Annotated in this window: 13 protein-coding genes; 3 read left to right on the forward strand and 10 right to left on the reverse strand. The window is 44.0% G+C overall.

Annotated elements, in window-relative coordinates; all coding sequences use genetic code 11:
- The first annotated feature begins 79 nt into the window (after window positions 1–79).
- Window positions 80–985 carry an RNPP family C-terminal domain-containing protein gene (locus BC8716_RS03350; RefSeq protein ID WP_094423930.1) on the forward strand — a complete coding sequence of 302 codons (906 nt, stop codon included), beginning with the start codon at window positions 80–82 and terminating at the stop codon, window positions 983–985.
- Window positions 986–1028: 43 nt separating this feature from the next.
- On the opposite strand, the gene BC8716_RS03355 is transcribed toward BC8716_RS03350, so the two are convergent.
- Window positions 1029–2393 (reverse strand): hypothetical protein, encoded by a 1365-nt coding sequence (locus BC8716_RS03355; protein ID WP_094423931.1) that lies wholly within the window; start codon window positions 2391–2393, stop codon window positions 1029–1031.
- A gap of 314 nt (window positions 2394–2707) precedes the next feature.
- Here BC8716_RS03355 and BC8716_RS03360 point away from each other — a divergent pair, with 314 nt between their 5' ends.
- Window positions 2708–3472 carry a hypothetical protein gene (locus tag BC8716_RS03360; protein WP_094423932.1) on the forward strand — a complete coding sequence of 255 codons (765 nt, stop codon included), beginning with the start codon at window positions 2708–2710 and terminating at the stop codon, window positions 3470–3472.
- A 98-nt stretch (window positions 3473–3570) separates the two neighbouring features.
- Here the strand turns inward: BC8716_RS03360 and BC8716_RS03365 are convergent, their stop codons facing one another.
- Window positions 3571–4941, reverse strand: a complete 1371-nt coding sequence (locus BC8716_RS03365; RefSeq protein WP_094423933.1) for a DUF6612 family protein — start codon at window positions 4939–4941, stop codon at window positions 3571–3573.
- 399 nt (window positions 4942–5340) lie between these two features.
- Between BC8716_RS03365 and BC8716_RS03370 the strand changes: the two genes are divergently transcribed.
- On the forward strand, window positions 5341–6978 hold the full coding sequence (locus BC8716_RS03370; protein WP_406550698.1) for an AMP-binding protein: 1638 nt from the start codon (window positions 5341–5343) through the stop codon (window positions 6976–6978).
- Window positions 6979–7134: 156 nt separating this feature from the next.
- Here BC8716_RS03370 and BC8716_RS03375 read toward each other — a convergent pair whose 3' ends face one another.
- The 8 genes from BC8716_RS03375 to BC8716_RS03410 all read right to left on the reverse strand — a co-directional run bounded on the left by BC8716_RS03375 (window position 7135) and on the right by BC8716_RS03410 (window position 14254).
- Window positions 7135–7416, reverse strand: coding sequence for a thiamine-binding protein (locus tag BC8716_RS03375; RefSeq protein WP_094423934.1), 282 nt, complete (start codon window positions 7414–7416; stop codon window positions 7135–7137).
- Window positions 7417–7566: 150 nt separating this feature from the next.
- Entirely contained in the window at window positions 7567–8742 is a 1176-nt protein-coding gene (chrA, locus tag BC8716_RS03380; protein ID WP_094423935.1) for a chromate efflux transporter, read from the reverse strand.
- A 204-nt stretch (window positions 8743–8946) separates the two neighbouring features.
- Window positions 8947–9156, reverse strand: coding sequence for a 2-hydroxymuconate tautomerase family protein (locus BC8716_RS03385; protein ID WP_035205228.1), 210 nt, complete (start codon window positions 9154–9156; stop codon window positions 8947–8949).
- On the reverse strand, window positions 9128–10339 hold the full coding sequence (locus BC8716_RS03390) for a YbfB/YjiJ family MFS transporter (protein WP_094423936.1): 1212 nt from the start codon (window positions 10337–10339) through the stop codon (window positions 9128–9130). Before BC8716_RS03390 ends, BC8716_RS03385 begins: the two co-directional genes overlap by 29 nt.
- Window positions 10340–10548: 209 nt before the next feature.
- Entirely contained in the window at window positions 10549–11499 is a 951-nt protein-coding gene (locus BC8716_RS03395) for an aminopeptidase (RefSeq protein WP_094423937.1), read from the reverse strand.
- Between the two features lie 71 nt (window positions 11500–11570).
- Window positions 11571–12224: an AroM family protein gene (locus tag BC8716_RS03400; protein WP_094423938.1), complete on the reverse strand. Its 654-nt coding sequence runs from the start codon at window positions 12222–12224 to the stop codon at window positions 11571–11573.
- 1 nt (window position 12225) lies between these two features.
- The gene (locus BC8716_RS03405) at window positions 12226–13164 is read right to left on the reverse strand and encodes a DUF1177 domain-containing protein (protein WP_094423939.1); all 939 of its coding nucleotides are present in this window, start codon (window positions 13162–13164) and stop codon (window positions 12226–12228) included.
- Between the two features lie 40 nt (window positions 13165–13204).
- Window positions 13205–14254 (reverse strand): S-methyl thiohydantoin desulfurase family protein, encoded by a 1050-nt coding sequence (locus tag BC8716_RS03410; RefSeq protein WP_094423940.1) that lies wholly within the window; start codon window positions 14252–14254, stop codon window positions 13205–13207.
- Between the last annotated feature and the right edge of the window lie 15 nt (window positions 14255–14269).

Below are 14269 nucleotides of genomic sequence, written 5' to 3' on the forward strand. Positions count from 1 at the left end.
CTATTGAAATATATGAAAAATAAGGTTATAAACTAGTATAAAAGGTCTATTTCTTTATTCTTATGAAGGAGGTGCACTGATGTCAGAAGACGCCTTTATGACAAAACGCAATGGAGGAGAAAAAAGCTTGGTTTCTATCATCCAAGCCGAGAGTGAAGAGGGCAATTGTCACCAGTCATTACCCCCAATTGGACGAGAGCCCAGTAAACAAACGTTGTCCACTTACCCTATCTTGGCCGATATACTCGGCTTAAAGCCAGATGAATTGCTATTAGAAACGAAAAAACCAGTCGATGATTGGGTTTCCTTCATTCTGGAAGAGATTAGGAAGGCGATCCGTCGTGATGACTTTGCAGCAGTGAAAGCACTTATCGTAGAGCACTTGAATAACCCAGCTTTTCAGTCACCTAAACTACGGCAGTTTCTCCTTTGGCATCAAGCTATTATTGTTTACTATGTAGACCACAATCAACACAAAGCGATGCAATTGCTCAACAGTGCGCTAAACGCTACAGGATATGCGACTAAATCAACGCCTAGCGCCCAGGAGCTAGGGATTCTTATCAGTTTAGCAGTCCTCCATTCTGAAGAAGGCAACAATGACCAAGCAATAAGCCTTTTTAAACAAGCCTTAAAAAAAACAACTTGTCCAAAAACTGTCCATACAAACCTCGCCCTCTATTTGCGTATCTATGACCATTTGGTACAGTTGTTGTATGAAAGCAACGATTTCCATCAAGCGATTGAATATGCAGAAAAAGGACTGAAGCTCACAAGTGAGGACGACTATTTGCCTATTAAAGGAGAACTTCATTACACGCGCGGCAAATCGTTTCATCACCTTAGCCAACAAGAAGAAGCGCTAGTAGATTTTCAAAGATCCTTTACACTCTTTCAAACCATTGGCCTTAAAAGTAAGGCCGAAATGGTCCAAAAACAGTTAGCACTTCTTCAAGAAGGGAAGAAACTGCCTTTTCACTGTTAACATTGCCTAAACGTATATGTTCGCTAGAAGCACTACCATGTATTCATGCAATCATCAGGCTACATGAATAGGCGATCACAACGATAAACAACAAATAGCTAAAAGCAAACGCAAAGTTCTTGCGAATAATGCTGTACGGATTGGCATTTAGCTGCATCGCCAAAATCGTTGGCGTAACATTAAATGGGCCTATCATGACTGTGCCAAGTCCAACGCCAATGAGCAATAGGCTGATGCCGTAAGGATAGGCCGCAACTTGTTCTTGTAAAAACGGTGATAGAATCGCAATTGAAATAAGAGGATGGAAGCCGACAAGGGCAAAGCCAAAAATGCATAATCCAACGAGCAAGTAAAACAAAAACAACGATCCTTCTTGATAAGTAAAAGCAAAAAAGGCATTCATATACTCAAACCAAACCGTGTAAGGAAACACTTCAACAAAAAAGCCTGCCGCCAAAAACAAGAAAAACAAGCTGTGAAGCTGTGTCGTATTGCCCTTTAAATAGAGAAAAGCAAGTTTTTTAAAGCGCCTTGGCCTTTTAATCACCACTGCCCATAAAAACGTGAAAGGGATAATGAGCACGGTTACTGAAAATAAAAATGATTGCGGGATAAACGCATTTACAGCAAGAAGCAAAACGATAAAACTCGTAATTGCTATTGCGAGCTGCATTAATTTCCGCCGCAATAATTTAGGATTCCCTATTTGTTCCTGCTGTACGATAAGCTCGCCCCCTTTTAATTGGCGGTTGTGCAAGAACCAATCAATTGAGAGAAACAGGACGCTTATCACAAGTAGCGTCGGCAACAACGCCACATAACTTGTACCTGTTAAGTCAATCGTGGAAGCGACGAGAATTTCCGTAGGGCTCCATAACAAAACAAGGGCATATGCCCGCAATATACTGTGGGCAAAAAAGCGTTGGATGACAGCAGAACTGAGTTGGCTAAGCTTGCTTTTTACCGTCGCCACAACAACTGGGACAGTGGCCACATTTAAAAACAGCGTCAGCATATACGACATCACCGATGTGCGTCGATATAGCCGAACCATGTTTAATTTAGGAGGCTTGCTAATCATTTGCCCAAGTGCGCGGTCGTACTTGCCCGCTGCTATAATGGTACTCATAAACGGTAAAACGAACAAAAGTGCCAACAACCCAGTCATTGAGCCAAACAAGTTAAAAAAACCAACTTCTTTTGGAACATAAATAAAATAAAAAAGAAACCCTAATAAGAAGAAAGAAAGGCCAGCCCATAAGTATAGCTGACGAGCTCTTCGAATATTAACGACTATAACAATGAATGCGAGAATACCACTCACTGTTTGAACCAGTGGAGTATGGTATATCTGGTCAGTTATATATAAAAGGACAATTAGAAAATATAAATAAAAAATGGCTCGCACCTACTTCTATCATCATTCTATTCAGTATATCACCAATGATCGAATCACTTGAACCTATCTATGGCCACTCGAAAAAACCCATCCTATTATTATTGGAAATACAAAGAACAAATTCCAAAAAACAATGAATCGTTCATTCGTTATTGTCAACTCGTGAGAAATATGATATATATGTAAAAAGACTTTGTGAAAACGTTTTCTTCTGAATATTCCACATCGACTAATTGTTTGTTTATGGTCTACTTGTTCCTTAAAGAATTGTGGAAGTAATAGACAAGCCTTAAAAATCGCTATTATAAAGGAGACTTTTTGCTATGCCATTTCCTACTTATGATGAATTCATGAGCATGAAAACAGCAGACCAACGCCGCTTGTTGGAAGAAGAGCGTAAGCAGTACGGAAACACGCGCATCATTACAGTCGAAGGTTGGAATACAGCAAACTTAGCAAATGTCCTTAACATTCTTGGCTTGCCGAAGTTAGACAGAAAACCCCCTACCGGCGAAAATCATTCAAGCAAGATTAGACAACTGCCATTTTTGCCAAAAGACCAGTTGGAAGAGTACAAAAATAATTACAAGAGAATGAAAGACTTCACAGAATGGGAAAAAATTAATATTGCAGACCGCAAGGAATTAATTACTGCCTGGATTGAAAAGAAAATCAAACCTGCTGACTTAGCAAAGCATTTCGGTAAAAGCCCAAGCTATTGGTATAACTACATGCACCGTGTGAAACAATCACCAGCTTTGCGCCCTTCCGACACCGAGAAACAAGTCTCAGCTACCATTGAAGAGGCAGGGGAAGTCATTCATTCAGAACATAAGCTAGACAGCCAACACACCCAATTAGAAGCGATCCCAGCCAAAAAAAATGGCCTCCATTATCACATCGAAGGCGAGTACTTCGCCAGTGAGGCGAGGCGGCGAATCCAAAGCCTCGACGCCCTTCTCGCAAGTTTGAATAGCAAATTTAAGCTGACCCTTTCTTTAGAAGAAATCGATACAGATGAAAAAGACCCTGAATTTTCCGAGCAGGAAATTTTAGAGATCGCGCGCTTGCTCAAACGAAAACGGTAACGCCATTATATAATGGTGAATAGACTCAAAAACCAAGTTGGGTATACGACTCAACTTGGTTTTTGCATGCATGAGACCACTTCATCCGCTATAGCGATTTATTGGATAAATGCATCTAAGTATTGGTCTTGATCTAAGATCATATAGCTACCGCCAGCACGGTTTACTTCCACACTTACTTCGCGCGCTTCCGCCAAATGGTCTTCAGCGGCCACTTTTTCAAGCACACTTACCATCGCCTGAACGAGCTCTTCTTCTGATGATTCTTCACTAATGCTGCCGCTGTTCAATTCATTTTGCAACAACAAGTCAATTTCGCGCTGAATGTTATCAAGCATAATGCCTTCTACGCTTACTACAACTTCAAACGTGTCCTCGCTTTGGGCATTTGATTCTAGCATTAAGTAATTGGAGCCTTGCAGCAACTTCAAGTAAGCTGCAGACGCCTCCTCGATGACGTCTTCATTAACGTTCAACTCTTCCAAGCCTAACCCAAAAAACATTTTGAATAAGTCGCCAAATTCCTCTTTCTGCTTTGCCCCTTCTTCCTTTTTCTCATCCTCTGATTGATCTCCAGGAGCACGGGCTGCATATTCTTCTTCATTTTGGAAAACAGTTGCTTGAATGATCGCATCGACATAATCCGCTGCCTCTTGTTCATACTGTTCTTGTTGATCGTATGACAAATTGCCAACAGCTGTTAAATCTTTGTCTGGCTTTTCAATCGCCGCTACTTCGTCGAACGCAGAGAAGATATAACTGTCATCCGCTTCAAATTCACGTTCGTAGCCGTCTATGTCAATGGCATAATCAGCCTTGATTTTGTAGCTCATAATACGGTTTGTATCTTTATCAATATCAAATGATAACTCGAATGAATCGGCAGTGACTTCATCAAATTCAATGTCTTCCGGGTCCTCTTCCCACATTCTTGCATTGTAGTCTACATATGATTGCGCCAAACTTTCAATCAACAACAGCCGGTCGTCCTCACTACCGTTATACGTTAACAAATAAGAGCCATCCTTTTCTTCGAGCTCAAATTTGTCGAAAAGGTTTTCATCATACTCCTTAAAATGAGCAAGCGGATTTTTATGTTGGCTCGTCATCCTGTCTAAAAGGCTTTCGTATTTCGCTTTTTCGTCCCGCGTATAAGAAGAGATATCGCTAATAAACAAAAACTCTTCGCTATCTTTAAACAGCGTTAATTTAGGGGACTTCGTTTCGATATGAGTAACGTTTTCAGCAAAATCATAGGAAGCAACACCCTCTTCTTCCCAACCATAATCATCCATTTGTGAAAAGGACACTTCAACCGATTGCAGGTCTTGATGGGCCTTTTCAGCTGCTGTTAAAACCGATGATGCTGTAAGTTCCTCCTCTTTTGCCTTTTCCTCTTCTCCTCCAGCGCCTTGATTACATGCCGCTAACATACTGACTCCGATCAATACAGCTAACTGCTTTTTCATATCCTCTCTCCTTTTTACCATGACAATAGTCCTTATTTTCACTAAATTTCACCTAGTCATCTTATCCTGTTATTCCTTTTGTTTCCTATTCAACCCCCCGTTGCAAAAAAAAAATGACGCTACACTGCTTTTTGCTTTGCCACAAACCATGATTGTGCCTCTTTAATCGTAACGAATCATTGTTTTTTTCGCAACTACATATTTTATAAAGGAACGTGCTCTGAAGGGGCCTTTCTTTCTTTTAGGTGTTTTTTCAACGTAGCCCCTAAATCATCTGTTATGATATACTTTCCAACGTCTTAATAGGTTTCACCCTTTTACGAGCCCGGGAAGGATTTGCCTTCCTATTAGCGAATTTACCAAACGATCAATTGCTCGATTTTGACAAGGAGGGACAACATGTTCATGAGAGAAGAGACAATCGGAAGTTTATTAGAAAGAATGGCTGAGGAGTCCCCTTCGACCGAAGCGCTAGTTTATCCTGACCGTCATTTACGCCTTTCCTACAAAGACTTTAATCACTCGTGCAGACAGTTAGCAAAAGGGTTTATGCAATTAGGCATAAAACGTGGCGAGCATATGGCCGTTTGGGCGACAAATTGTCCTGAATGGGTGACCACTCAGTTTGCTACAGGGAAGATGGGGGCTGTCCTTGTTACTGTCAATACGAATTATCAGCAATCTGAGCTTGCTTACTTGTTAAAACAATCTGATACGACCACATTGCTCGTCATGGAAGGATATAAAGGGACTTCCTATTTAGAAATGCTTTACCGGCTAATTCCTGAACTACAGACGGCCGAACCTGGAAAACTAGAATCAGCTGAATTTCCCTATCTTAAGCATATTATTTACTTAGGATTAGAACGCAAGCCTGGCATGTGGCTTTATGACGACATTGTCAAAATGGGCGACCAAGTAACCGATGCCGCCCTTGACCGCTTAATGAGTGAGCTGGATGTCGATGATGCCATTAATATGCAGTACACTTCAGGCACAACAGGCTTTCCTAAAGGCGTCATGCTGACACATCGCAATTTAATCCATAACGCAAGCAATATCGCTGCTTGCATGGAACTTTCTCAGCAAGACCGACTCTGTATACCTGTTCCATTTTTCCACTGTTTTGGCTGCGTCCTTGGGACACTGGCCTGCGTTAGCGTTGCAGCGACAATGGTGCCTGTAGAAGAATTCCATCCAGAGAAAGTTTTGCATACAGTCCAAGCTGAAAAGTGCACAGCGCTTCATGGCGTACCAACAATGTTTATTGCCGAGCTGAACTTGCCGACATTCGATACGTATGACCTTTCTTCATTGCGTACTGGCATAATGGCAGGTTCAAACTGCCCTGTTGAAGTGATGAAAGATGTGATTGAGAAAATGGGCATTACCGAGATTACCATTGCCTATGGCCAAACGGAATCTTCTCCTGTCATAACGCAAACACGCGTCGATGATTCGCTAGAACGGCGGACAGACACGGTTGGGCGAGCTTTGCCAAATGTTGAGGTGAAGATTGTCGACCCTGATACACAGGAAGAAGTCGCTGCAGGGGTGCAAGGGGAACTGCTAACCAGGGGCTATCATGTCATGAAAGGCTATTACAAACAGCCTGAAGAAACAGCCAAAGTGTTAACTGGGGATGGCTGGCTTCATACAGGCGACCTTGCGATTATGGATGAAGATGGCTATTGCAAAATTACGGGCCGCTTAAAAGACATGATTATCCGTGGAGGGGAAAACATTTATCCACGGGAAATAGAGGAATTTTTATATACACATCCAGCCATTTTAGATGTTCAAGTTGTAGGCTTGCCCGATCCTAAATACGGGGAAATTGTGTCTGCTTGGATTCGCCTCAAGGCAGACCACTCTCTGACAGCAGCCGAAATCCAAGACTATTGTAAGGGGCAGATTGCCCATTTTAAAATTCCACAAGTCGTTGAATTTGTTGACCATTTTCCAATGACGGCTTCAGGGAAAGTACAGAAATTTAAGCTGCGTGAACAAAAAGAAACACAAGAAGAAAAAGCTTGAGCATTCCGCGATGTTTCAACTAGGCTTATAGACCTATATCAAGGTGAAAGCTTCCGTCATTCGTCGGAAGCTTTCAGACTGCAGACAAACGCTCGTATACGTCGCCATTTGTTTCTGTCATATACTCATCCTTGTTTTATTACGTCTTCCCTCGCCTTAAGTTTCTTGTTTATCCTCGAGGGAGACGCCGCTTGTACGGTAATGCATTTTGACGTTGGTTAGAACTTCTTCAGCTCCTGCTTGAATGGCTTGTTGGTGGACATCACGCAACAATGCCATTAAGGAATCGAACTCTCCTTCAACTACCGTTTCAAGCGGGCCAACCCGGTGCCGCAAACCAGACTGTTCAATGACGTCAATCACTTTATTGGCAATGCCTCCTGTGTGGTCTTCTTTGCCATTTGGTATAAGTTGAATGCCCGCTAGCATCGTGGCCATGTAGAAAAACCTCCTCGATTTTTATGCCGTACTACACCATTTCCTGATATGGCCCGATTTAAACATCTGCCATGATTTTCAGGTTCATGTTTGTAGCATGCCCCACTTGTAGCCGAACATTCGTCTCGTAACCAAAGGCCTTCTCACCGCTCAGAAAAACAGCAAGCCACATACGGCCCCGACCACAACAACGACCCATGGCGGCCATTTCCAATAGGCGAGCATAGAAAACAACACGGCGGCTAAGGCAAAGTCAGTGGGATGCTTGATTGTACTTGTCCAAATCGGTGTATAAAACGCTGCAATTAATAGGCCGACAACCCCAGCATTCGCTCCCATTAACGCCGCCTTCATTTTCGCGTTTTCCCGTAACGCGCTCCAAAAAGGCAGTGTGCCATATATGAGCAAAAACGCAGGCAAGAAAATCGCTGCTGTCGCCAACAATCCTCCTGTCCATCCGTCCATGACTGCTCCCAAGTAAGCGGCAAATGTAAACAACGGCCCTGGCACGGCTTGTGCAGCCCCATAGCCAGCCAAAAACGCCTCCTCGCCTATGTAACCGGTTGGAACAAACTCCCTCTCCAATAGTGGCAAGACGACATGGCCACCGCCAAACACTAAAGAACCTGCACGGTAAAACGAATCGACCATGGCTAGCCATTGAGAGGGCATTGCCGTTGCCAACATTGGCAAACCAACAAGCAAAATGAAAAACAAGGAAAGGGAAACGACTCCGACTGTTTTCGATAATGGAAAGGCTACGGAACGCTCCTGGTTCGTGTTACTCTCATTTGCAAACATAAAATAGCCGAGCAAACCTGCCAGCAAAATAACGACCACTTGCACAAATGCAGAGGGTACAAGCAAAACGGCAAGCAAGGCAAACAAACAAATCATTTTGCGGCGCAAGTCAGGAGTCAAGTTTTTCGCCATACCGAGAATCGCATGTGCCACCACCGCTACGGCAACGATTTTCAGCCCGTGGATAAGTCCCATTTCGCCAACGCCAAACTTGCCGACGAACAATGCAAATCCAATTAAAGCAAGGACTGAAGGAAGAGTAAAGCCAATAAATGAAACAATTCCTCCTAATGTACCTGCGCGGATAATACCAATCCCTATACCTACTTGACTGCTTGCCGGTCCAGGAAGAAACTGGCATAATGCAACGAGGTCCGCATACTTTTCTTCATCAAGCCATTTTCGTCTTCTTACATATTCTTCGTGAAAATAGCCTAAGTGGGCAATAGGACCGCCAAAAGAAGTGAGGCCCAGCTTTGTGGAAATAAGTAGTACTTCAAGTAATGATCGTTGTCTATTTTTCATGCCAGCCCCCCTTAGTAGAAATCATTTAATTACATGCCAGTATGAGTATAGCAAAAAAGCGTCCTCAAGGCCTTTACATTTAAACACTTTTAACAATTCTCCCATCACGTTTCTTTAAGACGGAAAGACAAAAAAACCCCCCTTAAAGGCCATGGTTCTACTTCCTTTTAGGGAGGTTGCTAATTAAATATTCCGAGCCCTCTTTTATTTTCCTGCTTTTCTTCGATCAGAGATTTGCTCAGCTCCAAGTCCATAATTATCCATGTCAATTTCATCAATGACTACTACTGTTGAAGCCGGATTTTTGTTTAATGTTTCGGCCAACAAATTGGTTACACCTTTAATTAAAGTCAGCTTTTCCTCTTTTGTTAGACCTCCATTTTCTTTAGTGACTTTGATGTTTACGTACGGCATTTGACATATCCCCTTTCTGATCTTTTATGAAATTTATGGTGATTAAAGCAGCTACAAGCACAACTGCTGAAATCATAAATGGAATAGCGAAATCGTTTACAGAAATGATTGTACCCGCCACAACTGGCCCCAATAATTGGCCGATCGCGTAGGCTGCCGTCAAACCACTTACTAAATGATTTCCAGCTCCTTCTAAAGATTTAGCCAGAGTCAACGTCAGTGTCGTAATTCCCATAAACGTAGCACCAAACCCTAACGCCGAAAGCAATGTCAGCAACAAATGATCGGTAAACACTGGTATTATAATACTTATAATTTGCGTGAGATACGCCAATTTAAGCGCTTGGATATTCGATATTATTTTCCCAAGCCAAGACCAAAAAAGGCAAGATGGAATGGCGCCAACACCTACAATCGCCCAAACATAAGAAGCTTCAAATGTAAAATCCATATTGTTGACTAACATAGCCGTTATAAAAGTCCCAAAGATAATATAGCCAAAGCCTTCACATGTATAGGAAATATATAAGGCATACTTGGCTTTTTTTTGATTTTGGACGACTTCCGGATGCCTATTTTTTCGTATTTGGCTACTTAGAGAAGCTGATCCATCGCTGTTCCCTTGCTTCCACATCCCTAGGAAGATCGCGACCATAAAGACGACACTCAGAAGCCCTAAACTTACCCATGCCCCTTCCCAACCGTACAAGGATTGAATAGTCGGGATCGCTGCTCCTGAAATGCATATCCCAAAGCCTACTCCTCCATATAGATATCCGGAATAATACATTTTCCCGGTTTGGTTTAAACGGGATAAAATCAAATTAGAGACGATCACAAAAACCATGCCGCTAGTAATGCCCGATATTAACCTAAAAATAGCCCATAATGTGTAACTTTCTAACATGCCCATTAGAAAATTAGTTACAACATTTGCCAATAAACCAATATATAGCCAACGATTTTGTTGAGGTACATATCTAGCCCCTAATGCTCCGATAAAATAACCTATGTAATTAAATGTCGCTAACAACCCTGCAGAAAAAGGGGTCAGCAAATCGTCCAATTCCATATAGGGAAAGATCGGTGTATACGAAAACCTTCCTACCCCCATGACCACTGCTAAACTTAAAAAGCCTGAAAGCAATAATCGATTATGTTGATTTGCAAACGTATTCTCCATTTGTCGGCCCCTCGTTATGTCCGTCATATACAATTCTCTTCTACACAGATCATACTGAAGTTCTGGACTGAACGTGCAAAGGAGTTTCCTTTAAGCGAGCAAAAAAGATCGTTTTTTTTCAGTTTACCATTTTTTTAACGAAAGGGTTGTTGTCCCCTACTGCACACGCAAAAAAAGCTTCTCCCTGTCTCCAGGCAGAAGCTTTTCCTTTATTGCACAATTTTTCCCTTTTCCAACACATGCTCGTCTCCAAGCCAAACACTTGGTGAAAGAGTCACACAGTCCAAGTGGACACCGGCTTCAATTGTGCCTCCGAATGTTTTACTTGAGCCAAAGGCAATGTGAATCGTACCGTATGCTTTTTCATCTTCAAGGATATTGCCAGTAACGCGGGCAGCTTCATTTGTGCCAATGCCAAATTCAGCAATGTAACGTCCGTCGCCGTCACCTAGCAATTCTAACAATTTAGCCCCTTCTCTCCCACTAGCGCTCGTGAGCCGTCCATCTTTCACTGTAAGCAACGTTGGCTCTGACAGTTTGCCAATGCCAGCAATCGAGCCGTCCACCCAAAATTGGCCGTATGAACCTTCGATTTGCGGGGCAATGTAGCTTTCTCCAGAAGGCAAGTTGCCTGACGCCCCTTGTCCTGGAAATACGCCTGTGCTGCTAATGCCGTTACGTCCATTAAGATTTAGGAACAGTTCATATTCCCCATTTGGGCCTGTCTTAATCACAGCCGAATCAATTTTATTGAGGCGTGCGGTAAATGATTCCGTCAGAGCAACCACTTTCGTGTAGTCTGCTTTCATTGCTCCTTCGGTAAACATGTCCATCGTAATCCCTGGCATTGTCAGCACTTTGGTTCCTTGGCTACTTGCCGATTTTCGAGCGCTTGTATGTGTTAAAGAATGTTGGCAAATGCAAAAACAAATGTCCGCTGCTTTCATCATGTCGGCGACTGTGGACGGCGGTTCTTCCCCTGAACGACTCCGTGTTTGCATTAACACAAAGTCAGCAGCGTAGCCGAGATCGCATAAAGAGTCAAACACGCGCCGGCCAATTTCTTCTTTCTCTAAATCAGCAAGAACAACAACATGCTCGTCCCCTAAAGCTTTTACATTTTGTTCCATCATCTTGTTGACAATCTGTTTAAATTCCATTTTCAATCCCCCTTTCCTCTCCATATAGTATAAAGCGAATGGGCGAAAGTCGATAGCTTTTCAACCAGAGCTCACGCTAGCTCTGCCGCTGCCCGGGCGACTGCACTGCGGGCAAGAATCACAGGCAGCCCAGTCGCCGCTTGAGCCCGCTGTTTATGGGCATTTGTATAACCCATGCAGTCGAGGACGAGCAACGTAGCACCTTGTTCTTTTAAAGCTGCCGCCGCTCCTTCAATATCTGACGGCGCATAAGGCGTCGCCGCTTCTGAAACAAGAGGGAGATCGCCCCATTTGCCGGCCAGCTGTTGTATTTGTTCTTCTAAAGGCACAATCGCCCCAAGTGTGCCATCACCGATAACGGCTTGGACAAAATGGCAAAGAATTTTGTCAGGGAACAACAGCGTCTTTTCATGTTCAATCGTTGGGAAGTGGCCGGTGCAGACAATGATCGAGCTCGAGACGTGCTTCTCGACCTTTTGCAATTCCGCTTGCAAGTGTGGAAGCAACTTCTGCTTAGAAAGTTTAGCACTGTCCCCGTTCCTGAGGCGTGAGACATACGTCTGCTCATCAGGATCGGGAGCGAGCGCTTTTATTTGCTCAGGCGATAAAGAATCAAGAGCGCCTGCTTCTACAAACTCGACGTCAGCGCCAAGAAAGGGGCGCATTTCAGGGGTCATGTCCACGCGCGGCGACTGTCCAATTGTGACAAGCCCTATTTTTTTCATGTTACTTGCCCTTTCCCATCGTTTGCAGAACGTTCATTGATCCATACAAATGTTGCAAATGGGCGAATTCATTTTTATCGTAGAAACGCGTAGTTCCCGCCGTATATTCCTTCGCTGTCTCGATTGCAAACCGTACCGCTTGGGCAATGTCAACCTCATGACTAGCACCTGTGCCACAACCGGGCACAGCAGAAGTGGCTGTAATGGCGAGACCAACAACTGGCGCATTTGTCGCAACGGCAGGTTGGAGAATGGAATTGATATGGTAAACATCATTTCCATAAGGTGTAATGTCCTGTGTCGTAATCGCGAATGTAGACGGAAGGTCGCCTGTTGTCATTTCCATAATCCGCAAAAGGTCATCGCTAAACTTCAAAATATATCCTTCTTTAACTGTAGGCGAGATGGCGATCCCTTTATGTTTAATGATTTTATTGCCTTTCGTCGTGTCAATGGATAGAATCGCTTCCATTTCTGGCAGCACTTCATGTTTGTTCATTGTTAAAATGTCAACAGGAGAACCCATGAAATCGACTGGCTCATGTGGAACCGTTGGCGCATTTGGGCAAATATGTGTCGTGAGCAGCACATCTCCAGGAAGGCGATCGCCTTTTTCGGCCATCTCCGCTAACTTTAGCGCAGTGGCAACTGCTGCAACAGCGCCGTCTGCGTCAGAGACAAGCCCAATCCGGCTAGGGCGAGCACCAATCCCGCCAAGGCGACCGACGATTCCAAAAGTCGGCGCATTTCCGCCAGATTGTTTTCCGTTTGTGCCTTTGATCTGGATTTTCACAAAATCAGTCGAGCCTTGTTCACCAGTCACCGTTGTTGTTTCTGCTTTTGCATAAGTATATCCGCTAAATAACGCTGCTACTTTCTCGCCATTAATAGCAGGATCGTCTAACATTTCAACTATTTGCATCGTATACGTCAATGACATTTTCGATCTCTCCCTTATGTTTGTGTTTTTTTATATGCCTTCACACGATTGTCTTTTGGATAACGGGTTCAATCGTGCGCAGCAACCGTTCATTTTTCATCGTTGAGCTAAGAAGGAGCTCCGATTGCGGCACGCAAATGACCGCCAGTTTTTGGCCGTTCTTCACTTCAGCGCTTACGACAGGCTGCCCCGTGTCGGCATCAAATGTCATGATTAAATCAGGAAAAGTGCCTTTCCGTTCGCCGTTTTCTTCTAATGTCATAAATTCATTCCAAAAAGTCAGTTCAATTCCGTCCACATCCAAACGGCCGACATCAAACCCGCCTTCTGTTTTCAATTCAAAGCCGCTCACATGACCAACTTTGACAACACGGCCATGTAAAGCTGCTGTAACAGCCTCAATTTTGCTGCTGCCCTCTTTTTCTGTTAAAAAGGCTTTGCCGATTTCCATCGCTTTTGAAATGCCGCCGACTGCCCCATGTGCCTTTATATAAGCGACACTGACTGGATTGCGGACAACGCCCACCATTCCACCGGCCTCAACCGACATGCGGCGAATGACATTTCCGACATAGTCAAGCGTCCCGGAGACAAATCCGCTAATCGCACGGCTGCCAAACCCGCCAGCAGCTGCCTGGTACGATACATAATCTTGTTGCTCAGACAAGTTTAGCGCCCCCATTGCCCCGGTAGGGTGTGCTCGGCCGTTGCAAGGAGCGTCAATAACAGGCAGGCCAGTCAACGCTGCCTGAAGCCAGCCATTGACTGTCGTCGCTGCGCCATTTTCGTTGGTCATAATTGCTTTAATGGTGCCTGGATAATTTTTTTGCAACAATTCAACAGTCATGAGCAATTGGTTGTCGTCAACGTACTGGTCTTTGGCGGCCGGTGCGCCGACGAGGGAAACGCATACGGCTTCATCATCGTCGTTCAATTCATCAATGCTAATGAGCTCTACTGTGCCTTTCGCCAGAGCAGCCCGGCCTTTTTCAAGCCCCTGGGCGATCCAGCCGCCACCGCCGCCGCCAAGGATCGCCCCGCCGTAAACAGCTTGCTCAACCATCTCTGCTGTCAATACTGTTCGTGCCATACTCTCTCTCCTTCC

The sequence above is a fragment of the Shouchella clausii genome (genome assembly GCF_002250115.1).
Classification (GTDB): Bacteria; Bacillota; Bacilli; order Bacillales; family Bacillaceae_D; genus Shouchella; species Shouchella clausii.

Excerpts from the sequence above, each read along its gene's own strand:
- BC8716_RS03350 (WP_094423930.1), top strand. The coding sequence starts at position 80 with ATGTCAGAAGACGCCTTTATGACAAAACGCAATGGAGGAGAAAAAAGC.
- BC8716_RS03360 (WP_094423932.1), top strand. The coding sequence starts at position 2,708 with ATGCCATTTCCTACTTATGATGAATTCATGAGCATGAAAACAGCAGAC.
- BC8716_RS03365 (WP_094423933.1), bottom strand. The coding sequence starts at position 4,941 with ATGAAAAAGCAGTTAGCTGTATTGATCGGAGTCAGTATGTTAGCGGCA.
- BC8716_RS03370 (WP_406550698.1), top strand. The coding sequence starts at position 5,341 with ATGTTCATGAGAGAAGAGACAATCGGAAGTTTATTAGAAAGAATGGCT.
- BC8716_RS03375 (WP_094423934.1), bottom strand. The coding sequence starts at position 7,416 with ATGGCCACGATGCTAGCGGGCATTCAACTTATACCAAATGGCAAAGAA.
- chrA (WP_094423935.1), bottom strand. The coding sequence starts at position 8,742 with ATGAAAAATAGACAACGATCATTACTTGAAGTACTACTTATTTCCACA.
- BC8716_RS03385 (WP_035205228.1), bottom strand. The coding sequence starts at position 9,156 with ATGCCGTACGTAAACATCAAAGTCACTAAAGAAAATGGAGGTCTAACA.
- BC8716_RS03390 (WP_094423936.1), bottom strand. The coding sequence starts at position 10,339 with ATGGAGAATACGTTTGCAAATCAACATAATCGATTATTGCTTTCAGGC.
- BC8716_RS03395 (WP_094423937.1), bottom strand. The coding sequence starts at position 11,499 with ATGGAATTTAAACAGATTGTCAACAAGATGATGGAACAAAATGTAAAA.
- BC8716_RS03400 (WP_094423938.1), bottom strand. The coding sequence starts at position 12,224 with ATGAAAAAAATAGGGCTTGTCACAATTGGACAGTCGCCGCGCGTGGAC.
- BC8716_RS03405 (WP_094423939.1), bottom strand. The coding sequence starts at position 13,164 with ATGTCATTGACGTATACGATGCAAATAGTTGAAATGTTAGACGATCCT.
- BC8716_RS03410 (WP_094423940.1), bottom strand. The coding sequence starts at position 14,254 with ATGGCACGAACAGTATTGACAGCAGAGATGGTTGAGCAAGCTGTTTAC.